Origin of the sequence: Mesorhizobium sp. M1D.F.Ca.ET.231.01.1.1 (assembly GCF_003999155.2) — a bacterium.
GTDB lineage: Bacteria > Pseudomonadota > Alphaproteobacteria > Rhizobiales > Rhizobiaceae > Mesorhizobium.
This window is the reverse complement of sequence record NZ_RZOZ02000004.1, coordinates 35,043-56,029: the sequence shown is the minus strand read 5'-3', so window position 1 is coordinate 56,029 and position 20,987 is coordinate 35,043. Positions and strand designations below refer to the sequence as shown.

The following is a 20,987-nucleotide window of genomic DNA, read 5'->3' as shown; positions in this document are numbered from 1 at the left end:
TAGTTTCGGCTAATATATGCCGTGAACGACCATCCCGGCCACCCGTGCCTAGCGTTGCGGCGGGATAGCAGCAAACGAAGAATGCTGAAAAGCAAAGCGTTTTTGTTTTTGCCTGCGCCCGCACCCACCAGCGGAGAAGCGTTCAGATGACACTTAGTCCGTCACTCTCCCCTCAGGTCTTTGCGAACTTCGGGCTGCTTGATTATCTTTTCAAGATATCGTCCAAAAATCAGTACTGGCCAATCTTAGGGCGATCGCAGTTCTGTGCGCTCGGGCGCGACTAGAGATGGGGGATTTGTTCGGCAATTCACACCACTCTGCCGATGTGCTGGTGTCGGTTATCATCCCTGCCTACAACGCAGAACCATTCATCGAGCGTACCTTGGCGTCCGTGCTCGCCCAAACGCATAGGAATATGGAAATAATAATCGTTGACGATGGTTCGACCGACCGGACAGCATCGATCGTTCGACGACTGGCGGATGGCGACTGGCGCATCAGGTTGCTCCGGCAGAACAATGGTGGCGTCGCATCGGCGCGGAACGCGGGGGTGAGGGCAAGCAAAGGCGTCTTCATAGCACCTGTGGACGCCGATGACCTCTGGCACCCGACCAAGCTCGAAAAGCAGCTGCGTGTTTTCGCTGCGGCTGGCAATGATCTTGGGCTTGTCTATACACTTTACCGAACGATTGACGCCGATGATATGGTGATCATCACGTCGAAGCAGACGCACCCGAGTGGGTGGGTGTTCATGCAGCATCTCGGACAAAATTTCGTCGGCAACGGCAGTTCGGCGATGTTTCGGCGCAACGTTCTCTTCGAAATGGGTGGCTATTCCTCGCGACTTCGCGAGGGCGGTGCAGAGGGTTGCGAGGACTTCTTCATCCAACAGAGCATTGCCTCGAAATACCGTTTCGGCGTTGTTGAGGAGCATCTTGTCGGATATCGCCGAACGCCGGGGAACATGTCGGCAGATTTTGTGCGAATGCTCATCTCGCGTCGGATGGTGCTCGAGAGCGTCCTCGCCCGCTGCACAGAGGCGGTGAGGCCTGCCCTGCTGGATGCCATGTTCCGTACCGATGTCGAGATAGCCAAGCTTGGGCTCATGACGCGTCGGTTTGCTGCGGTCGCCAGGAACTGCGCCGGAATGTCACCTGTGCAGTTCGCGAAACTCGTTGCTGCATTCGCAGCCATTTTCCTGCGCTATGCGAAGCGAGCGCTTCCCCTTCCGGAAAGCGAGGACCGCAGCTCGGAGATCAGGGGAAATTTTTGGAACTACCCTATCGATGAGTTTGCGAGCACCACCGCGAAAGCCGGCTACCGCGCGATGCTCAGCAATCTTGCTGCAATGGACGAGAAGCTTGGACCAAGCGGAGGCTATTTGACGCGGCATCCCGAAGAAGGGACCCTTGCAACGCCCAACGAGGACACGAATTCGCACAGCCTACATCCCCTTCGAGAAATGAGATGAAGAAGCTGTTGCTGGCTGGAGGAGCAGGATTCATCGGGTCGCACCTGGTCGACCGGCTTCTCAAAAGAAACGATTTGGACCTGCTGGTTGTGGTCGACAACCTATGGACCGGCAGGACAGAAAACGTTGGCCATATCCGAGATCAACGCCTAGTGCTGGTCCGCTCCGAGGTGGAGCATTTCCAATCCGATCTCAAATTCGACGAGATCTTTCATCTTGCGTCGCCCGCGTCGCCGCCGGTCTATATGCAGGAGCCCGAGCGTACTGTCTCAGCAAATCTGGTTGGCGCTATGCGGCTCTTGAAGCTGCTCAAAAAGGGTGGGCGGATTTGCTTTGCGTCGTCCTCGGAAGTTTATGGAAATCCGTTGGTCAACCCGCTGCCGGAGACGTATCGGGGGTCAGTGGACTGTACGGGCCCGCGCTCTTCCTACGACGAAGGCAAGCGCTGCACCGAGGCGCTCCTCTTCGAGAGCAACCGCGTTCGTGGTGTCGACGTGCGGGTTGCCAGACTCTTTAACGTCTACGGTCCCCGTACCCGGGCCGATGATGGGCGTGCTATTTCCAACTTTATCGCCAATGCGTTGGCCGGCAAGCCAATCGTCGTTCATGGCGATGGTCGCCAAACCCGCAGTTGGGGTTATGTCGACGATATTGTCGATGGACTCGAACGGCTGTTCTGGCTGGAGAACTTCAATCATGTGGGAGCAGTCAACGTAGGAAACGACCGGGAGATTTCGGTGCTTGAGATCGCGCGGTATGTTGCAGGCCTGATTCCCGGCACGACAATTGTTCATGGCGATTTGGCTCCGCAGGATCCGACCAACCGGTGTCCTGATCTGACCCTGTGCCGAAGAATCCTGCCGGGATGGTCGTGCAAAGTGCCCTATGAAGAGGGTGTCGTACGCACCTTGCGCTGGTTTGAGGTCAACGGTGGAATTGCGGAAATGAGGGCAACCCGTGCAGTCTAGAGCTGGCAATTGTCGGCGTCATTGAGAAGGCGGGCGGCCTGCATTGCGGAGCGGAAGGTGAATGAATCAACGGCTCGCGTGACTGTCCTTATTGTCACTTACAATCACGCACGCTACGTGGCGGCCGCAATCGACAGCGCTCTCATGCAAGAGGCCGATTTCGGTGTCGAGATTCTGATCAGTGAAGACTTTTCGACCGACGGTACCCGGGAGATTGTCGAGCGATATGTTTCCGACCATCCTGAAAGGCTGGCGGCGATCTTTTCCACCAGTAATGTGAGATCGAACGAAGTCGTCGCAAGAGGACTCCGGGTGGCGCGTGGGCGCTACGTCTCGATTCTCGACGGCGACGATCTGTGGACATCCAGGACCAAGCTGAAAGATCAGGCGGCCCATCTCGACGTGCACCCGGAACTCTCCGCAATATTCTATAATGCAGTCGTAGCAGACGGCGATGAGGTCACATCGACACGGTGGACGCCGGCGGACCAGAAACCCATCGTCTCGCAACGGGATATCTGGGAAGGCAATCCTTTCGCAACTTGTGCTGGCATGATGCGAACCGCGTGCGTTCGAAACGTGCCGTCGTGGTATGCTGACTTCTTTCCGATTACTGACTGGCCGCTCTATGTGCTTTGCGCAAAGACAGCCGATATCGCTTTTGTTGACGAGGTAGCAGGTGTCTACCGGCTGCATCCGGGCGGACTGGTGTCGGCACTGCCAAGCCGACTTAAACTGGATGCGATCGAAGGATTCTACCGTCGCATGGCGCAGGTCATGGATACGCAAGGGGCAAATTCTGCGCGTGGCGGTTGCTCCCGCTACTTCTATGAATGGTCAATGCGGTATCTGGCAGAAGGAGATTTGCCATCCGCCAGATCGTGCTTCCTGCGGAGCCTTCGCGGCGGTGGCATCGGACGTGGCATGCCCAAACGCGACATTGCCAGTTTGGGGCTGCATCTGCTCAAGTCCTCGGTGCACAAGAGATGACGAGGGTCCGCGACTTCGAATATCGCGATCCGATCTCGCCGTTGCCACGGGAGGCCGCTCGCCCGAAATGGTCGGTGATGATCCCCGCCTATAACTGCGCCAGCTTTCTTGCCGCAACGCTGGAAAGTGTGCTGGCGCAGGACCCCGGCCCGGCTCAAATGCAAATCGAGGTGGTTGACGACTGTTCCTCCGATGACCCGCAGAGGGTCTTGAACGAAATCGGGGGGAACCGCGTTGGTTTTTTCCACCAGCCGCAAAATCTAGGGCATATCGGCAACTTCCATACCTGCTTGGATCGTGCCCAGGGCGAACTTGTACATCTCCTGCACGGCGACGACGCCATCCGCCCCGGCTTCTACGAATTGCTCGGACGAGGCTTCGATGCGGACCCGAGTACGGGCGCCGCATTCTGCCGGGCGATCTTCATAGACGCCCAGGGGCAGGAGCTGTCGATCCCGCCCGTAATGCAGTCAAGCCCCGGACGGCTCGAGAATGCGGCGATTCGACTGGCGCTGGAACAGCACATCATGACGCCATCAATCGTGGTGCGGCGCGCGGTCTACGAAGAACTCGGCGCGTTCGACCGGCGGCTAAAATGCAGTGAAGACTGGGAGATGTGGGTCCGCATCGCTTCTCAGTTTCCTGTCTGGTACGAACCGCAGGCCCTTGCACTTTATCGGATGCATCCCCAATCGAACACAGGACGCCATATCCGAAGTGCCGAGGACATGGCCTACACGCGAATGGCGATCGATATTTTCAAGACCTATCTTCCAACCGAGCTTGCGGACGATGTCGCAGCATCGGCTCGGCGGACCTATGCGCTAAGCGCCCTCGAAACTGCGCGGCGACTGTTCGGCGCCGGCGACTGGGCTGGATGCTTGGCGCAGATGAGCGAAGCGTTCCGCTTCGATCCATCACTCAAGACAATTGGTCGTATGCTGCGGCTCGTTGCGGAGAGGCAAGATTGTCCATCCTAGTTGAAACCGAGCAGCGGCCTGAAGGAATGCGGGAAGATGAACCGGTCCGGCTCGTTTTGGCCGGATGCGGCGCCGTCACAAAGCTTTACTATGCGGAAGCGCTTTCGCGGCTTCAAAGCAGAGGCCAGATTGCCGTCGCGGGAATATTCGATCCAGATGCAAAGCAGGCCGCACTCCTTCAGGCGCGACTGCCTTCGGCCAAGGTTGCAGGCAGTTTCGACGGCCTTTTGGCTATGCACGCCGATATTGCGATCATCGCTTCGCCAACTGCTTATCACGCTGATCAGTCGACACAGGCGTTAAAAGCCGGGGTCAATGTTCTGTGCGAAAAACCGCTGGCCGCGAGCAGCTCCGAGGCGGATCGCATCCTCGCGGCAGCGGCGGCCAATGATCTTCATGTGGCAACGGGGCTCGTCAGAAGGCAGTTCCCGGCGACGCGGTCGATAAAGGCGATGCTGGAGGGCGGATTGATCGGACGCCTACGAAGCGTCAGTTGTTTTGAGGGCGGCCCCTTCCAGTGGCCGGTGGCTTCGACGACCTACTTCAGCTGCGCGGAATCCGGTGGTGGCGTCCTTCAAGATATCGGCACGCATTGCCTTGACCTCCTGACCTGGTGGTTCGGAGAACCCGACGAAATCCACTACGCCGATGACGCAATGGGCGGCGTCGAGGCGAACTGCCTTGTCCGGCTCCGTTTTGGCGGCTTCGAAGCGACGGTCAGGTTGAGCCGCGATTGGGCTCGCCCGAATCTGTACCGGCTTGAGGGCGAACGTGGCTCGATTTCATGGACAGTCAATGAGACCGAGATTGTGAACGTCGCCTTGAATGGAAGTCGCACCACAGGCGTCGTTTCCTTCACCAATGCCGACGGCCCGTCGCGCGATTTTGTCGATGCATTTTGCGATCAGATCTCGGGCTTGGTGGATGCGGTCCGAAATGGGGCTCCGCTCTCCGTGCCGGCCAGTGCTGGCCGCAATGTGCTAGATCTGGTCGAAGGATGCTATGCCAGAAGGAAACTGATGGACATGCCCTGGCTCGGTCCGGAAGAATTGCTCAACGTCGCTGCTCGCGCCGGGACCAAGCAATGACCAACACCGTTGCAGTGCTTGGCGCCAACGGCTTCATAGGTTGCCGCACCGTAGAGTTGCTGTATCTTTCCGGCTGGGCGAATGTGAGGCCGATCGTTCGCAGGCCGGATGCTTTCGCCAGTCTGTCTCGCTTTGCGATTGACGCTATGCTGGCGGATGCGCGTGATATCCAGGCTCTCACCGCAGCTTTTGCGGGTTGTCAGTACGTCGTACATGCAGTTGCCGGCGACACACGCACGATCGTCGATGCTATCGAGCCCGTCTATCGTGCAGCCGCCGCTGCCGGCGTGCTTCGTCTGGTCTATCTCAGCAGCGCTTCCGTTCATGGCCAATCGCCCGCACCTGGGACGGACGAAATGAGCGCGCTGCATGGCGATCAGCCGATTGAATACAACAATGCGAAGGTTCATGCCGAACGCCATCTCGGGCAACTATCACGCGACGGCGCGGTGCAGGTGGTGGTGCTGCGGCCCGGAATTGTCTTTGGTCCACGTTCCAGTTGGACCGGTGGTTTTGCCGACGAGCTCATCAACGGTTCCGCCTACCTGGTGGATGGTGGTCGTGGTGTTTGCAACAGCGCCTATGTCGACAATGTCATTCAGGCGATCAAGCTTGCCATTGAAGTGCCCGAGGCGTCTGGGCGAACCTATCTGATCGGAGACCGGGAGGAGATCAGTTGGGCAGATCTTTGCCGACCGATCGCCGAGGCGCTGGGGTTCGACCTGACCGCGATTTCGGCATCGGCGCCATTGTCATTTGCTCCGAGCTGGAAACAAAGGCTGAAGGAAAGCCAAGGATATCGGCGGCTTGTCCGAAGCCTGCCAAGACCTGTTCGCAGCGGACTGAAGGCAGGCTTTGCCGAGTGGCAGAAGGCAGGACAAAATGCGACCGGCACGATCATGGGCCCAGCGATCCTGGTATCGCAGGAGCGTGCGCTTTTGCACCAGTGCCGGACGAAACTTCCATGGCGCAAGGCTGAACATGAACTCGGATATCAGCCGGCTGTCAGCTTCGAGGAAGCATGTCGGCGTTCGGTCGGCTGGTTGACCTTTGCCGGCTACCCGACCTGTCGAAACGGAGTCGGCGAGAGATGACCACCAGCCCGGCTGCAGTCAGCGTTTCAGTTGTCATCACAACCTACAATCATGCGCGGTTCCTTGCCGAAGCCATCGACAGCGTCCGCAATCAGACCGTAAAGCCGGATGAGATCATCGTTGTGGACGATGGGTCGTCGGACAATCCCGAAAGTGTTGTTCGTCAATATGACGACGTCCGCTACATCCGCCAAAAAAACCAAGGTTTGGCCGCTGCACGTAACACGGGGATGACGGCAGCCTGCGGCGAATTCATTGCCTTCCTGGATGCCGACGACAGGCTGCGCCCGATGGCGCTCGCCACCAATCTTGCCTTGTTTCGCGACAATCCGAATTACGCGTTTGTCTACGGCGCCTTCCGCGACATCGACGAGACCGGTGCAATCAGGAATAATGTGCCGCTGAGGCCGGCGGGCCAGGACCCCTATGCGGGGTTCCTGACCGACAACCTGATTGGAATGCACGCGACGGTACTCTATCGCCGCAGGACATTGGAAGCTGCCGGCGGATTTGACCGGTCACTTCGGGCTTGCGAGGACTACGACGTTTACCTTCGGCTATCTCGGGCGAACAAGGTGGCCTGCACTCCGGAATGCCTGGCGGATTACCGTCGGCACGCAACGAATATGTCGAACAACAATCCGATGATGTTGCGCGCGGCGCTGAAGGTTCTTCGCCGGCAGCGGGACATCGCGCAGACCAATCCGGATTGGGCGGCCGCCCACCGTCAGGGTGTCGAAAAATGGAAGTGCTATTATACGGACATGCAATTGAGACAGGTCGCAACCGCGCTTCGGTTGCGTTCTTCACTCGCCGATCAACTCGGCAACACGATTGCCGTTTCGCTTGTAGCGCCATTGCAGACCGCCATGATGCTTCGGCGTCGCTTCAGGCGCTGGTCAAGTCGGCACCGCTCGATTGTCTGGTTCGGTGATCTCCAGCGCACAGCACCCTTCAGCTCCGAGTTCGGTTTTGATCGCGGCAGGCCAGTCGACCGCCGCTATATCGAGACATTCCTCGCCTCCTGTTCGTCGAACATATCCGGAAGGGTTCTGGAAATCGGCGACAATGCCTATACGATACGTTTTGGAGGCAGCCGGGTTACCACAAGTGAAGTTCTGAACCGTTATGACGGCCACCCGTCGACCACCTTCGTGGGCGATCTGGCGAAAGGCGACGGTCTGCCGTCCGAAGCCTTTGACTGCATCGTGCTCACCCAGACCCTGCACCTCCTTTTCGATATGCCTGCTGCGGTTGCAACCCTGTGGCGGATATTGAAGCCGGGGGGTGTGCTCCTGGTCACAGTGCCCTGGGTCAGTCCGATTGACCGGGGAGAATGGGGCGACAGTTGGTTCTGGTCGATAACGCCTGCCGCGCTGCGCCGGCTTCTGTCGGACAGGTTCGGAGCCAAGAACGTCGAAGTCAGCCACTACGGAAACCCGTATTCGGCTACGGGCTTTCTCTACGGCTTGGCAGAACATGAGCTGGATTCGGCCATGCTCGACGTGCATGACCCCAATTGTCCGGTGATAGCCGCCGCGCGAGCTTTCAGGCGATGAGCGGCGCCATCGCGATGCGTCAAACTGCCAGCAAATTCCTGCAGTGGAGCCGATTAATTGCCCATTTCAATCGGCCAGTGGTGTTGATGTACCACCGCATCAGAGAACCGCTCGTCGACCCTTGGGAACTTTCAGTCTCGCCGCAAAATTTTGCGCGCCAGATCGAAATCCTGGGAGAGACGCGCGATATCGTTCCTCTGCAATGGCTGGTGCAACGGCTTTGCGACGGACGGCCGCCGAGAAATGCCGCGGCAATCACCTTCGACGACGGCTATGCGGATGTCCTTCAAAATGCGGTGCCGATCATGCGACGGATGAACTGTCTTGCCACCGTCTTCGTCACCACGACTGCGATTACCGATCCGGCGGTATTCTGGTGGGATATTCTATCTCGCATCATTTTGGAGACGACTGCCCTCCCGGACAGTCTGGCAATCGAATTCGCAGGCCGAAACTATGATTGGCGGGTAACGGGGGACGCTATGCACGCGCAATCCGGCAACGCGGTCAACCGCACGAGGCTCCATTTCGACTTGCACGCACTGCTGAAGCCGTTGCAGGTGCAGGAACGCGAGAAGGCGCTGGAGCGGCTGGCAAGATGGGCCCGAACCGACGCCGGTCCCCGAAAGAGCGATCGCGCCATGACGCATCAGGAGTTGCGCCAGCTCACCGACACCGATGGCGTTTCGATCGGCGCTCACACCTGCACGCATCCATCTTTGCCGCTGCTGAAACAGGACGATCTTGAACGCGAGATCTCTGGCAGCCGCAAACAATGCGAGGAGATTACAGGACGGCGGGTGGTGGGATTTGCGTACCCCTTTGGAGACTTTGATGACAGCACCGCCAATGCGGTAAGATCTGCTGGCATGGACTATGCGGTAACCACCCTGCCGCGCGAAGTTGGGTCCAAAGTCGACCCTTTCCGATTGCCGCGCCTCATGGTTGCTGATTGGGGAGAGGTTGATTTCCGGCGTAGGGTACTGTGCCATGGCTGACAATGCACCCGGACAGCCGCGCGTCACGGCAATCATCGTCGTGTTCAACGGCGAGAGATACCTCCGGGAAGCGGCTGACAGCATTATAGGCCAAAGCCTGACCGACTGGGAACTTCTCGTTGTCGACGACGGTTCGACCGACCAGTCAGCCGTCATCATACGCGACTATGAGCAGCGCCTGCCGGGCAAGGTGCGGCTATTGTCTCATCACGACAACCGCAATCATGGTATCAGTGCCTCGCGCAACCGTGGGCTGGCGGAGGCGCGCGGCACCTATGTCGCGTTTCTCGACGCAGACGATACATGGCTGCCCGAAAAGCTTTCCGAACAAGTCTCCATTATGGAAAGCGATCCGGCGCTAGGCATGATCTATGGCCGGACTCTGATCTGGCATAGCTGGCAAGAGGCTGCCGACCGCGCGGACTTTTACTACCCGCTCGGCGTCGAACCAGACGCCCGATACGAGCCGCCCCTGCTGTTTGAGCTGCTGCTTCAGAACGAGGTCCAGACACCGACAACTTGCAATGCCCTGATGCGTGCAAGCTTATTCGAAACGCTTGGGGCGTTCGAGAACAGCTTTCGCTTGATGTTCGAGGACCAGACGTTCTTTGCCAAGGCGCTCGCATTCGCGCCCGCGTATGTGTCCGGCCGGGCCTGGGCAAAATACCGCCAGCATTCTGAAAGTTGCTCTGTTGCTTGCGCAGAGGCAGGCACCGAGGGGGCCGCGCGTATCACGTTTCTCAAATGGCTAAATCGCACGATGGCGGATAGGGGCGCCTCTTTCCGCATTCGTGCAGCAATCTGGAAAGCGCTTGCGCGCGAGACCCGCAAGGTGAGCGAGCGAAGTATCAAGAGATGGCTTCGGCAATGGCTTCCCTGCCGCGAGTGACGATCATAACCCCCTTCCTCAATGCGGAGGCATTTCTGGGCGAAGCGATCTCTAGCGTCCAAGCCCAGACAGTTGCGGACTGGGAACTTTTGCTGGTCGACGATGGCTCGACGGATGACAGTGTAAGGATCGCCAATGACGTTGTAGCAACCGATCCTCGGATCAAGGTATTGAACAGGCCTCCCGGATCCAAGCGTGGCGCGGCGGCAGCGAGGAATGCCGGAATAGCGGCCGGCAGCGGAGATATGCTCGCCTTCCTGGATGCAGACGATCTGTACGAACCGCGGATGCTCGAGACGGTCCTGGCCGCTGCTGATGCCAACCCGGAAGCCGCAATGATCTTCGGGCCAACCAGATGGTGGTATCCAGACGGTGAGCGCCCCGACTGGATCGAGCCGACGGACGGGCTCGCCGGACGTTTGCATCAACCCCCGCACCTATTGAGCCGACTCCTGCTGATGCAGGACGGCCACGTCCCCTGTACCTGTTCCGTGTTGGTGCGCCGGAGTGCCATCGAACTTGTCGCCGGCTTTGAGGAACAGTTCCGACTCTACGAGGACCAGGTGCTGTGGGTTAAGCTGCTTTTGCGCTACCCGGCCTATGTCACACCAATCTGTCTTTCAAGTTACCGGCAGCACTCCGGCTCGGTGTCGGCGGATGCGGCCAAGCGTGGCCTTTATGACGGCATGGGCTCGCATCCGGCCCGCGCACCCTTTCTCGACTGGCTCGCCGAATACGTTGTCAAAAGCGGCATAAGGAACCCGAAGCTCGATCGCGCAATTCGCCTCGCGCGATCGCCTTACACCCGCGAGCCGACCCTTCGAAACAAGGCCGATCGGTTGTCATTGAAAGCCGCAATGCGGCTCGCACGGCTTCGTCATCGCTTTGCACGAAAACTTGCTCGCCTCTACCGGTTGATGAACGGGACCGCAAGCAGATCGTGACCGCCAAGTGGTGAGTGCGTCAGCGATCGCCCCGAGGCTCATTCATCCACGACGAAGCATGGTGAAAGCTCCCCGGACAACCCTGCTTCTCCACGACTTGGCCATGCTCGGCGTCTCTACATCGTTCCGTTCGGCTGGCAAATCGCCGACTGGCTGAAGGCCGGCCCTGAACGCTTCCATTTGCTGGGGCAATTGACGGGAGCGGAACGAGGCCTCGACCTGGTCAGAAGCCAAGCTGTTCAACAGCCGCTCGCGGGTTTGAAGCAGGAGATTCTCGGTGCCCGACGCGCACGCTCGGGCCAACCGCCTTGCCTCGGGGCTCAAGGCGAAATCCAGCGCCTGCGCTAATTGCCGCTCGTCGATCTGGTCCAGCGTGAGCACGCTTGGCCACCCTACCCGTGTGCATTGCTTGGTGATCTTGCCACTGCCCGGCACCGTATCGATTGCAAGTGCGGGCACCCCGTTCTTCAGGGCAAGGACGAGGCCGTGCAGGCGCGTCGTAATAAGGACGTCTACCCGCGCGATCAGCGCTTCGACTTCTCCGGGGGTGCGCAGACCACCCTCATTGACATCGAGACGCGTGTCGATGCCAACGACAGCGAGTTCGCGAACTGCGATCAGTTTCGCGATCGCCGCGTTGGCGCGAGCGACTTCGGCGCCCGGATGCTCCTCGACGAAGCAGACGCCGACGACCGGAGGGAGTTCCTGCCGCGCGGCGAAGACTATATCCGGATTGGTTCCAGCTGAACTGTCACGCTCGATCAGCAGATCGAACGGGTTCCATTCATCCAACGGGAGGTCCATCGACAAGTTCAGCCCGATAAGCCGGCATCTCGCGAAATGCCCGAGAAATTCCGCTTCAAATTCGCCGCGGCCAAACGGACCGCAAACGAAGATCACGTGGGAATAGTCGCCAGGATCGACCAGTCGCCAGTTCAAGCCCCCGGCAAAGGGCGGATCGGTCGCCAGATTGTAGGCGATGGATCGTTCGTCGAGCCATCGGCAAAGAACGTCGCGCGACAACAGGTCACCGGCCGTTGCATGCCCGCGTGCGAAACTGAACCAGCCGGCCACCAGTATCTTCATCGATATCCCGGTCTACGCTCCCCTGGTCCAGTGGTGGGGCATCGTCATGCTACCGTACCCTGGTTCTGCATTGACCAGTCGCCCGCCGAGGACGCCCGACTGCACATCGAAAGTCGCCGCACCCTCGACGTGATCCTCAAGCACACCCTCCCGCGATGTCAGCGCGGCATTGATGCGATAGCGGCCGGGACGCAGCAGGAAGGATTGGAACTCGCAGACAAAACTGTCGCCGACGAGCTCGCCGTCAGAATGCTCGGCTGAGTCGAATGAGGTTACGGCAACACCGAACTCGTCGTAGATTGTGAAAGAACAATCGACCAGCGACTGGTCGCCAGCGGCACGAAAGCGAAACCAAGCGCGCTGGCCGGAGGTCAAGGCGCCCGCATCGCCTTCGATCTCGATCGCAGTCAAACGAACCTGCCCGCGACCGGAGCGGACCGCGCGGATGGCGAGATCCTCTACGGCCTGGTCCGTGATCATCCCAAGGTAAGTTTCGATCACTTTTGCAGTGGGGCCGTCTGCCTTGATCGTGCCGTCGCCGATAAGGATCGCCCGGTTGCAGAGTTTCTGGACCACGGACAACTGGTGGCTGACGAAGACGACCGTGCGGCCAGTCCGCGCGATCTGCCCCACCTTGCCGATGCACTTCTTCTGGAATGCCGCATCGCCGACCGCCAACACCTCGTCTACGACAAGGATGTCGGGCTCGACATGCGCCGCCACGGCAAAGGCGAGCCGCAAGTACATGCCGCTGGAATAGCGCTTCACAGGCGTGTCGAGAAACTGCTCCACGCCGGAGAAGTCCACGATTTCGTGGAGTTTGGCGGCAATCTCGGCGCGCCGCATGCCGAGTATCGCTCCGTTAAGATAGATGTTCTCGCGGCCGGTCAACTCCGCATGGAACCCCGTGCCGACTTCCAGCAAAGCTCCCAGCCGTCCGCGTATTGTGACGCGACCGGAAGTCGGCTCCACAATCCGGGCCAGTATCTTGAGGATGGTGCTCTTTCCCGCGCCGTTGGGTCCGATCACGGCAAGGACTTCGCCTGCGCGCACCTCGAAGGAGACGTCCCTCAAGGCCCAGAACCGTTCGTCTCCACCGTTGCGCCGGGCCAAATCGGGCCTCCAGCGAAGGCCTCGCCTCGCGCCGCTGGCCAGCGCGTCCCGCAGGGTAGGGAAGCTGTCGTTCGCCACGCCCAGTCTATAGGCCTTGGAGATATTGGTGGCTTGAATCACTGTGTCGGTCATTGCTTAGATCAGATCCGGAAACGCGCGTTCGGACTTTGAGAAAATAGCCAGTCCGGCAACGAGAAGGGCCAGTGAGGAGAGGGTCGATATCGAGATCATTACCCAATCGGCGGGCGTGCCCAGCACGCTCCAGCGCACGGCTTCGACTATCCCGACCATAGGGTTCAGGCTGTAGAGCGGCCGCCAGAATTGGGGCACGAGATTGCCCGGATAGACAACAGGGGTCATGAACAGAACGATCTGGAGGCTGAATGGCACGAGATACGCCACATCGCGAAAGCGGACATTGATCGCAGATAGTGCCACTCCAAGCCCCGTCGCCGACGCTGCCATGACGAGCACGAACAATGGCAGGAAGAACACCTGCGGTGCCGGCCAGCTTCCAAATGCAAGCAGCGCGGCGAACAAAAGAGCGAGGCCGACTATCATATCAGTCAGGCACGTGGCCATAGCGGACATGGGGATGATCAGACGCGGGAAATAGACGCGGCTAACCAGTTCCTGGTTGCTGACAAGACTGACCGTCATGCTGCCAACCGCTCGCGAAAAAAAATTCCATGGCACGAGCCCACACAGTACAAACAGTGGGTATGGCGCGCCATTTGATGAGATGCCTACGAGTCGGCCAAAGAAGACGCTAAAGACCGACATGGCAACGAGCGGCTGCAACATTGCCCAAAGCACACCCAGATAAGTCTGGCGGTATTTAACCTTGAAATCGCGCCAGGCCAGGAAGAACACAACCTCCCGATATCGCCAAAGCTCGGAAGGGTCGATCAGCCGCCGCCTGCGGGACGGATCGATCACTGTCTCAACAGCTGCAGGTTGCAGGTCTGTCGGTACCAACACTGCGGTGGCGCGTCCTTCTTTCCTTGACGGCCCATAGACGCCTACTTTTGTGCGCAGTGCAATCAAGACTTTCGGCCCTGCAGTCACGCGTGCCGTAAGTCTTCCTCGCCACGCGGCCGATCAGCCCCGGCCCGCAGCGTCGACATCTTTGTCGGAACGTTTCTGAAACGCGATGTCTGCTGCGTGCGCGCATTCCCTGTTGTTTTGGTTGTCGACTGCTGCGGACAGCGCGATGGAGCCTGCCACCTTGGGGTGCCAGCGAACATCGCAGAGGCGCCAGAAACGGACTTTGCAGAGCAAATGTCGGATGTCGCCTTTGGGGCCGGAAGCTGACCGGCAGTTTTGAACTGTGGATCTTCAAGAGCCGACATTCAGGCCGGCTGGGGCATCGTCGTGACCTGACCCCTAATGGTCATTCCGGAGGCGAGATTGCAGGTCCGAATCGGATTGAGAAAACGGACGTTCGGCCATGCTATCTGCGCCGACCGTCGCGCCACCCCATTGGCGAGACGCCCGTGAGCCTCTTGATACCCCGACTGAAGGCCGCCTCCGCCACAGTCGAATATCGAATTAAACAAATGTTGACAAACGTATGCCTACGGTGAAGGTCGCCTTAGGACGAACATTGCAAGTCCTGGGAATATCCTTGGAGGAGTCCTATGACGTACTGACCCCATTTGCGGCGGAATGGGTGTCCACTACACGATTAAGCCTTGGTGGGGGGTCAACCGCGAAAATGTTGCGAGAACGAGGACCCCATCAATGGCTGCGATTGCTCTTCCTGGCGATTGGACCGGACAGTACAAAGGATCGGAGCTGAACCTCTCCAGTTTCAAGCTCTCCTTTTCCGACGAGTTCAACACAATGGATGTCGTGCCGAACAACGGCACCGGCAAGTGGTTCGCGCCTGTGCATGCCCCCTATGGGGCCGCCACGTTCATGTCGCCGGAGGGAGCAACGAACCCGTTCTCCGTCTCTGACGGGCAGCTGACCATTACCATGAAGCAGGTGGACGGCGGCTGGCAGTCGGGAACGATGCAAACGGTCAACAGCGCCGGCCAAGGTTTCGCGCAAGAGTACGGGTACTTCGAGATGCGCGCCGCCTTTGACGGCGGGGCGGGAGCCTGGCCGGCTTTCTGGATGCTGTCGCCCGATCAGACTGTGCCACGCGTCGAGGTCGACATCGTTGAAGCGTATGGCGGCGATCCCGATGGTCATCACCAGGCGGTGCATTTGAGCAATAAGGAAAGCCACGCTTCGAAAGGCAACTATACGGGCCTCGCCGGTTCGATGTTTGACGGGGCGTTTCACACCTACGGCGCGAGGATCACGACGGACTGGATCACTGTGTACTATGACGGCAAGGAGCTGAGTCGCTTTCCAATGAGCGAGTCCTTCCGCACGCCACTTTATATGCTGGTCTCGCTGGCCATGAATCCCAAAGAGGTCGAGCAGGCGTCCGGCACGTACAAGATGGTCGTCGACTACGTGCGCGCCTATGCCGCGCCGGACGTGATGGAGCAGCACCTGACCGGGACGGATGCGGCGGATGTCCTGAACGGCGGCAATTTTGATGACGTTCTGGACGGGGGAGCTGGTGCCGACAAAATGTCCGGCGGTCTCGGCAACGATACCTACCGCGTCGACAACGCATTCGACGTAGTCATTGAGTCTGCCGGCGCCGGCATCGATCTGGTCATCACCTCGATGACGTATTCGCTGTCCAGCCAGCAAATAGAGCAGCTCACGCTCACCGGCGTTGCCGACATCGACGCGATGGGTAACGAACTCGACAACGCGCTGGTCGGCAACGCCGGCAGGAACCTGCTCTCCGGTTTGTCTGGCGACGACGCCCTGCTGGGCGGCGCCGGAGCCGATCGGCTCGACGGCGGAGTCGGAATCGACAAGATGGAGGGCGGCGCCGGCAACGATACCTACTATGTTGACAATGCGCTCGACCGCGTGGTCGAGGGCGACGCGGCGGGCAGCGACCAGGTATTCAGCTCGATCACCTATTCACTGCCCAGCCATGTCGAAAATCTGACTCTCATGGACCTCGCCAACATCAACGCCCAAGGCAATTCTTCCGACAACGAGCTGACCGGAAACAATGGGAACAACCGGTTATTTGGCTATGATGGGGCGGACCGGCTCGATGGCGGGACCGGGGCCGACCTGTTGAATGGCGGTTCCGGCAACGATACCTATTATGTGGACAATGTACTGGACAACGTCGTCGACGAAGCGGGCCTCGACCAGATTTTCAGCTCGGTCACGTACTCACTGGCGGCCGACGGCCGGCTGGTAGAAAATCTGCGTCTGACCGGAAACGCCAACGTCGGAGCCACGGGAAATTCCCTCGACAACGTGCTCGACGGCAACGACAGCGACAATAAACTGGACGGCGGCCGAGGCAATGATACCGTGCTTGGGCGGGGTGGCAACGATGCACTAACGGGCGGCCTGGGTATTGACCAGCTTACTGGTGGCGCCGGCAACGATTCCTTCGTTTTCAGCGCGCCGCTCTCAGTGGCCAACCGCGACATTATCACGGATTTCAACCATACGGCCGATACATTCATGCTCCAGAATTCGGTAATGCAGGCGCTTGGAGCCACCGGAGCCCTCGACCCAGAGTACTTCTTCGCTGGAACCAGCGCCCACGACGCCGACGACCACATCATCTATAACAAGGTTACGGGTGAGTTGTCCTACGATTCCAACGGAATTGCAGCAGGTGGCGTGACACAGCTCGCGACGCTGACGAACTGGCCGACGCTGCTCGCCGACGATTTTTTCGTGATCTGATCCGGCGCCTACAGCGGTGCGGGTGAAAACGAGATCACGCGCACCGCTGTAGGCTTCTTGTTTGCGCATCGCTTTGTTCGAAAAGCCGGTGACCACTTTTTCGAGCGCTGCTCTAGAGTAGTCTCCTCCTTGCACCAGGATGTGGACGTAGCCGTCCGCCACCTTGGTTTCGTAAGTCTTCAGCCGCTCGGTGACCGGCGGCGAAAGCGGCGTGCCCGTTGGGATATGGAACAGTCCCTGATGCAGCGGGCATTCGATCGTCTGGCCATCGATGTAGCCCTCTGAAAGAAAGGCATGTGCGTGCGTGCAGACGCCGGCGGTCGCGTAAATCTGCCGCCGAGATTGAAGATGGCGATGCACGCTCCGCTGTGCTCTATGCGCGTCGCGTCACCGACGGGAAGGCTGTCAACGCGGATCGCCTGTATCCATTGCATGTCCTTTGTTGTCGTTTCCGCCGCCATTCATTCCTCGCAGTCATCACTTTGTTTCGTTTATTTTCGTTGCCTTTCCAAAAGCGGCCAATTCATTGTGAGAATGCCGGTATTGATGACTTTGATGGCGGTGCCGGGCGGGCCCGCTTGCCACGTGACGGCGGGAAGGTAATCGGCGTCTGGATTGCAGCTCCAGCGGGTCGCGGCATACAGAGCCAGCGCAAGCCAGGCGCCGAACAAACCTGCCATCACGCGAGCCGGCGCTTGCGGCACAGTCGCAGCCAAGGCTGTGAAACTCGATCCCCGTTCACAGAGGCGAGCGGCACTTTGGGACCCAAACCTGACCACTGCGTCAGGAGCCCGGCTGTTCAGCCACGAGACCCAGCGTGATCGCCGGCAAGGTCTGCTTTCAGGAACCTACGAAGTCGAGCTCTACGGCCGAGATTAGTGCGCGAAGCTGCCTCCACAGCTCAATGCCTCCCAACTTCTCATAAAGCCGAATCTACCGTTCCGCTTTATCCATAATCACCCGCAATTCGGGCTGAGGCGCGACCCAGAAAGTTCGAAAAGCTTCCAAGAACCCCAGACTAATTAGACACCCCAGGCGACGGTCCTTTTAAACGCAAAAAACCGCCCCGGTTAGACCGAGGCGGTAATTGATTTATGACAAAATTGGTTGCGGGGACAGGATTTGAACCTGTGACCTTCAGGTTATGAGCCTGACGAGCTACCGGGCTGCTCCACCCCGCGTCAACGATAGAGGTAAGCTTGAGCTTACCGATTTCAAGAGACCGCCAAATGAAAGGGCCGCTTGCGCGGCCCATGATCCCGTTTGGCGGGCCTTATGCATGTCGCCCAAAAGTGCCTGGCGGTTTTGGGACTACGACATGCATCACAATAATCGTAGGGAGAAGATTTCCATCCGGATCCGCTTGATCCGGATGTGAGATGAACGTGCGCTTGGCAGACCTGGCAGCGACCTACTCTCCCGCGTCTTGAGACGAAGTACCATCAGCGCTGGAGCGTTTCACGGCCGAGTTCGGAATGGGATCGGGTGCAGCCGCTCCGCCATAACCACCAGGTCGGCAAAACGCACGTTCAAATCGAGAAGCTGTTCAAGCGCGATCCAAAGGATCGTCGCAGCGCGATCCAAAGGATCGTCGCAGCGCGATCCGAGGATCGTCGCCTTTGTGCCTTGGTTGTTCTTTCGGTCTGGCGCCCTTCGAAGCGAAGCTTCGCAAGGTCGACCGGCCGTCGGCGCCGATGCGCCGCACCCACGTAGCGCCGCCCGAAGGGCGGAACAAGCGTGAGTGAGAACAAGATGGATATTAGGAATGAGAACGATCAAGCCGATCGAACTATTAGTACCGGTAAGCTTCAAGCGTTGCCGCTCTTCCACACCCGGCCTATCAACGTGGTCGTCTTCCACGGTTCTCAGGGAATACTCGTTTCAAGGTGGGTTTCCCGCTTAGATGCCTTCAGCGGTTATCCCGTCCGGATATAGCTACCCTGCAATGCGGCTGGCGCCACAACAGGTCCACCAGAGATCCGTCCATCCCGGTCCTCTCGTACTAGGGACAGATCCTTTCAATATTCCTACACCCACGGCAGATAGGGACCGAACTGTCTCACGACGTTCTGAACCCAACTCACGTACCGCTTTAAATGGCGAACAGCCATACCCTTGGGACCTGCTCCAGCCCCAGGATGCGATGAGTCGACATCGAGGTGCCAAACAACCCCGTCGATATGGACTCTTGGGGGTCATCAGCCTGTTATCCCCGGCGTACCTTTTATCCGTTGAGCGATGGCCCTTCCACGCGGGACCACCGGATCACTATGACCGACTTTCGTCTCTGCTCGACTTGTCAGTCTCGCAGTCAGGCAGGCTTATGCCATTGCACTCAGCGAACGATTTCCGACCGTTCTGAGCCCACCATCGCGCGCCTCCGTTACTCTTTAGGAGGCGACCGCCCCAGTCAAACTACCCACCATACATTGTCCCGGACCCGGATAACGGGCCGCGGTTAGACATCCATAGTAATAAGGGTGGTATTTCAAGGGTGGCTCCACCTGAGCTGGCGCCCAGGCTTCAAAGCCTACCACCTATCCTACACATGCCACTACGAATGCCAATGTAAAGCTATAGTAAAGGTGCACGGGGTCTTTCCGTCTAACCGCAGGAACCCCGCATCTTCACGGGGAATTCAATTTCACTGAGTCTATGCTGGAGACAGCGGGGAAGTCGTTACGCCATTCGTGCAGGTCGGAACTTACCCGACAAGGAATTTCGCTACCTTAGGACCGTTATAGTTACGGCCGCCGTTTACTGGGGCTTCGATTCAGAGCTTGCACCCCTCCTCTTAACCTTCCAGCACCGGGCAGGCGTCAGACCCTATACGTCGCCTTGCGGCTTCGCAGAGCCCTGTGTTTTTGATAAACAGTCGCTACCCCCTGGTCTGTGCCACCCTCCTCTGCTTGCGCAGAAAAGGGTCACGCTTCTTCCGAAGTTACGCGTGCAATTTGCCGAGTTCCTTCAGCATAGTTCTCTCAAGCGCCTTGGTATACTCTACCAGACCACCAGTGTCGGTTTCGGGTACGGTCTATAAGGAGGAGCTATTTCCTGGAACCACTCCGCTGCCCTTTCAATCCGATAAGATTGGACAACTTGTGTGATCCGTCACTACCTCCAGGCCCACGAATATTAACGTGGTTCCCATCGACTACGCGTTTCCGCCTCGTCTTAGGGGCCGGCTAACCCTGCTCAGATTAACTTTAAGCAGGAACCCTTGGTCTTTCGGCGGGGGAGTCTCTCACTCCCCTTACGTTACTCATGTCAGCATTCGCACTTCTGATACCTCCACCGCCCCTCACGGGTACGGCTTCATCAGCTTACAGAACGCTCCGCTACCGCTCGTGATTGCTCACGAACCCTAAGCTTCGGTGTATGGCTTTAGCCCCGTTACATTTTCGGCGCAAAGACCCTTATTTAGACCAGTGAGCTGTTACGCTTTCTTTAAATGATGGCTGCTTCTAAGCCAACATCCTGGTTGTTTTGGGATCCTCACATCCTTTCCCACTTAGCCATAACTTGGGGACCTTAGCTGTAGGTCAGGGTTGTTTCCCTTTTCACGACGGACGTTAGCACCCGCCGTGTGTCTGCCGACTAGTACTCCCAGGTATTCGGAGTTTGGTTAGGTTTGGTAATCCGGTGAGGACCCCTAGCCCATCCAGTGCTCTACCCCCTGGGGTATTCGGTCGACGCTCTACCTAAATAGATTTCGCGGAGAACCAGCTATTTCCGAGTTTGATTGGCCTTTCACCCCTAGCCACAAGTCATCCCGAACTATTGCAACAGTTATGGGTTCGGCCCTCCAGTAAGTGTTACCTTACCTTCAGCCTGCTCATGGCTAGATCACTCGGTTTCGGGTCTAATGCGACGAACTGAACGCCCTGTTCAGACTCGCTTTCGCTGCGCCTACACCTACCGGTTTAAGCTTGCTCGTCACACTAAGTCGCTGACCCATTATACAAAAGGTACGTGGTCACCCGCCCATCAAAGCGCTTGCGCTCTTGATGGCAAAATC

The 20,987-nt window shown here is 58.5% G+C and carries 15 protein-coding genes, 1 tRNA gene and 2 rRNA genes (1 of these 18 only partly in view); 11 read left to right on the top strand and 7 right to left on the bottom strand.

The window, feature by feature from the left end:
• Positions 1–286: 286 nt before the first annotated feature.
• The 10 genes from EN874_RS12830 to EN874_RS12785 are packed head-to-tail and all read left to right on the top strand — an operon-like array spanning position 287 to position 10,981.
• Positions 287–1,471 carry a glycosyltransferase family 2 protein gene (locus EN874_RS12830; RefSeq protein ID WP_127425067.1) on the top strand — a complete coding sequence of 395 codons (1,185 nt, stop codon included), beginning with the start codon at positions 287–289 and terminating at the stop codon, positions 1,469–1,471.
• Positions 1,468–2,439, top strand: coding sequence for an NAD-dependent epimerase/dehydratase family protein (locus EN874_RS12825; RefSeq protein ID WP_127425066.1), 972 nt, complete (start codon positions 1,468–1,470; stop codon positions 2,437–2,439). The genes EN874_RS12830 and EN874_RS12825 overlap by 4 nt, the downstream gene beginning before the upstream one ends.
• 57 nt (positions 2,440–2,496) lie before the next feature.
• Positions 2,497–3,429 (top strand): glycosyltransferase, encoded by a 933-nt coding sequence (locus EN874_RS12820; protein ID WP_168247472.1) that lies wholly within the window; start codon positions 2,497–2,499, stop codon positions 3,427–3,429.
• The gene (locus EN874_RS12815; RefSeq protein WP_168247471.1) at positions 3,426–4,409 is read left to right on the top strand and encodes a glycosyltransferase; all 984 of its coding nucleotides are present in this window, start codon (positions 3,426–3,428) and stop codon (positions 4,407–4,409) included. Before EN874_RS12820 ends, EN874_RS12815 begins: the two co-directional genes overlap by 4 nt.
• Entirely contained in the window at positions 4,397–5,497 is a 1,101-nt protein-coding gene (locus tag EN874_RS12810; protein ID WP_168247470.1) for a Gfo/Idh/MocA family oxidoreductase, read from the top strand. The genes EN874_RS12815 and EN874_RS12810 overlap by 13 nt, the downstream gene beginning before the upstream one ends.
• The gene (locus EN874_RS12805) at positions 5,494–6,591 is read left to right on the top strand and encodes an NAD-dependent epimerase/dehydratase family protein (protein ID WP_168247469.1); all 1,098 of its coding nucleotides are present in this window, start codon (positions 5,494–5,496) and stop codon (positions 6,589–6,591) included. Before EN874_RS12810 ends, EN874_RS12805 begins: the two co-directional genes overlap by 4 nt.
• Complete coding sequence (locus EN874_RS12800; RefSeq protein ID WP_168247468.1) at positions 6,588–8,150, top strand: glycosyltransferase; 1,563 nt, start codon at positions 6,588–6,590, stop codon at positions 8,148–8,150. The genes EN874_RS12805 and EN874_RS12800 overlap by 4 nt, the downstream gene beginning before the upstream one ends.
• Complete coding sequence (locus tag EN874_RS12795) at positions 8,147–9,148, top strand: polysaccharide deacetylase family protein (RefSeq protein WP_127425060.1); 1,002 nt, start codon at positions 8,147–8,149, stop codon at positions 9,146–9,148. Before EN874_RS12800 ends, EN874_RS12795 begins: the two co-directional genes overlap by 4 nt.
• Positions 9,141–10,037 (top strand): glycosyltransferase family A protein, encoded by an 897-nt coding sequence (locus tag EN874_RS12790; RefSeq protein WP_127425059.1) that lies wholly within the window; start codon positions 9,141–9,143, stop codon positions 10,035–10,037. The genes EN874_RS12795 and EN874_RS12790 overlap by 8 nt, the downstream gene beginning before the upstream one ends.
• The gene (locus EN874_RS12785) at positions 10,016–10,981 is read left to right on the top strand and encodes a glycosyltransferase (protein WP_168247467.1); all 966 of its coding nucleotides are present in this window, start codon (positions 10,016–10,018) and stop codon (positions 10,979–10,981) included. Before EN874_RS12790 ends, EN874_RS12785 begins: the two co-directional genes overlap by 22 nt.
• A 42-nt stretch (positions 10,982–11,023) precedes the next feature.
• Here the strand turns inward: EN874_RS12785 and EN874_RS12780 are convergent, their stop codons facing one another.
• The 3 genes from EN874_RS12780 to EN874_RS12770 are packed head-to-tail and all read right to left on the bottom strand — an operon-like array spanning position 11,024 to position 14,227.
• Entirely contained in the window at positions 11,024–12,067 is a 1,044-nt protein-coding gene (locus EN874_RS12780) for a polysaccharide pyruvyl transferase family protein (RefSeq protein ID WP_127425057.1), read from the bottom strand.
• Between the two features lie 12 nt (positions 12,068–12,079).
• Positions 12,080–13,312, bottom strand: coding sequence for an ABC transporter ATP-binding protein (locus EN874_RS12775; RefSeq protein ID WP_127425056.1), 1,233 nt, complete (start codon positions 13,310–13,312; stop codon positions 12,080–12,082).
• 3 nt (positions 13,313–13,315) lie between these two features.
• Positions 13,316–14,227, bottom strand: a complete 912-nt coding sequence (locus EN874_RS12770) for an ABC transporter permease (RefSeq protein WP_168247466.1) — start codon at positions 14,225–14,227, stop codon at positions 13,316–13,318.
• 696 nt (positions 14,228–14,923) lie between these two features.
• On the opposite strand from EN874_RS12770, the gene EN874_RS12765 reads away from it, so the two are divergent.
• Positions 14,924–16,969, top strand: coding sequence for a family 16 glycosylhydrolase (locus EN874_RS12765; protein ID WP_168247465.1), 2,046 nt, complete (start codon positions 14,924–14,926; stop codon positions 16,967–16,969).
• Between the two features lie 491 nt (positions 16,970–17,460).
• On the opposite strand, the gene EN874_RS12755 is transcribed toward EN874_RS12765, so the two are convergent.
• The 4 genes from EN874_RS12755 to EN874_RS12740 form a co-directional block, all read right to left on the bottom strand.
• On the bottom strand, positions 17,461–17,649 hold the full coding sequence (locus tag EN874_RS12755; protein WP_127425052.1) for a hypothetical protein: 189 nt from the start codon (positions 17,647–17,649) through the stop codon (positions 17,461–17,463).
• Between the two features lie 424 nt (positions 17,650–18,073).
• Positions 18,074–18,150: transfer RNA gene (locus tag EN874_RS12750), tRNA-Met, on the bottom strand.
• A gap of 217 nt (positions 18,151–18,367) precedes the next feature.
• Positions 18,368–18,482 (bottom strand): 5S ribosomal RNA (gene rrf, locus EN874_RS12745).
• A 258-nt stretch (positions 18,483–18,740) separates the two neighbouring features.
• A 23S ribosomal RNA gene (locus tag EN874_RS12740) occupies positions 18,741–20,987 on the bottom strand; it runs 620 nt beyond the window's last position.

What these genes read in the sequence shown, in the direction of transcription:
- EN874_RS12830 (WP_127425067.1), top strand. Translation starts at nt 287, where the DNA reads ATGGGGGATTTGTTCGGCAATTCACACCACTCTGCCGATGTGCTGGTG.
- EN874_RS12825 (WP_127425066.1), top strand. Translation starts at nt 1,468, where the DNA reads ATGAAGAAGCTGTTGCTGGCTGGAGGAGCAGGATTCATCGGGTCGCAC.
- EN874_RS12815 (WP_168247471.1), top strand. Translation starts at nt 3,426, where the DNA reads ATGACGAGGGTCCGCGACTTCGAATATCGCGATCCGATCTCGCCGTTG.
- EN874_RS12805 (WP_168247469.1), top strand. Translation starts at nt 5,494, where the DNA reads ATGACCAACACCGTTGCAGTGCTTGGCGCCAACGGCTTCATAGGTTGC.
- EN874_RS12800 (WP_168247468.1), top strand. Translation starts at nt 6,588, where the DNA reads ATGACCACCAGCCCGGCTGCAGTCAGCGTTTCAGTTGTCATCACAACC.
- EN874_RS12795 (WP_127425060.1), top strand. Translation starts at nt 8,147, where the DNA reads ATGAGCGGCGCCATCGCGATGCGTCAAACTGCCAGCAAATTCCTGCAG.
- EN874_RS12790 (WP_127425059.1), top strand. Translation starts at nt 9,141, where the DNA reads ATGGCTGACAATGCACCCGGACAGCCGCGCGTCACGGCAATCATCGTC.
- EN874_RS12785 (WP_168247467.1), top strand. Translation starts at nt 10,016, where the DNA reads ATGGCTTCCCTGCCGCGAGTGACGATCATAACCCCCTTCCTCAATGCG.
- EN874_RS12780 (WP_127425057.1), bottom strand. Translation starts at nt 12,067, where the DNA reads ATGAAGATACTGGTGGCCGGCTGGTTCAGTTTCGCACGCGGGCATGCA.
- EN874_RS12775 (WP_127425056.1), bottom strand. Translation starts at nt 13,312, where the DNA reads ATGACCGACACAGTGATTCAAGCCACCAATATCTCCAAGGCCTATAGA.
- EN874_RS12765 (WP_168247465.1), top strand. Translation starts at nt 14,924, where the DNA reads ATGGCTGCGATTGCTCTTCCTGGCGATTGGACCGGACAGTACAAAGGA.
- EN874_RS12755 (WP_127425052.1), bottom strand. Translation starts at nt 17,649, where the DNA reads ATGGCAGGTTTGTTCGGCGCCTGGCTTGCGCTGGCTCTGTATGCCGCG.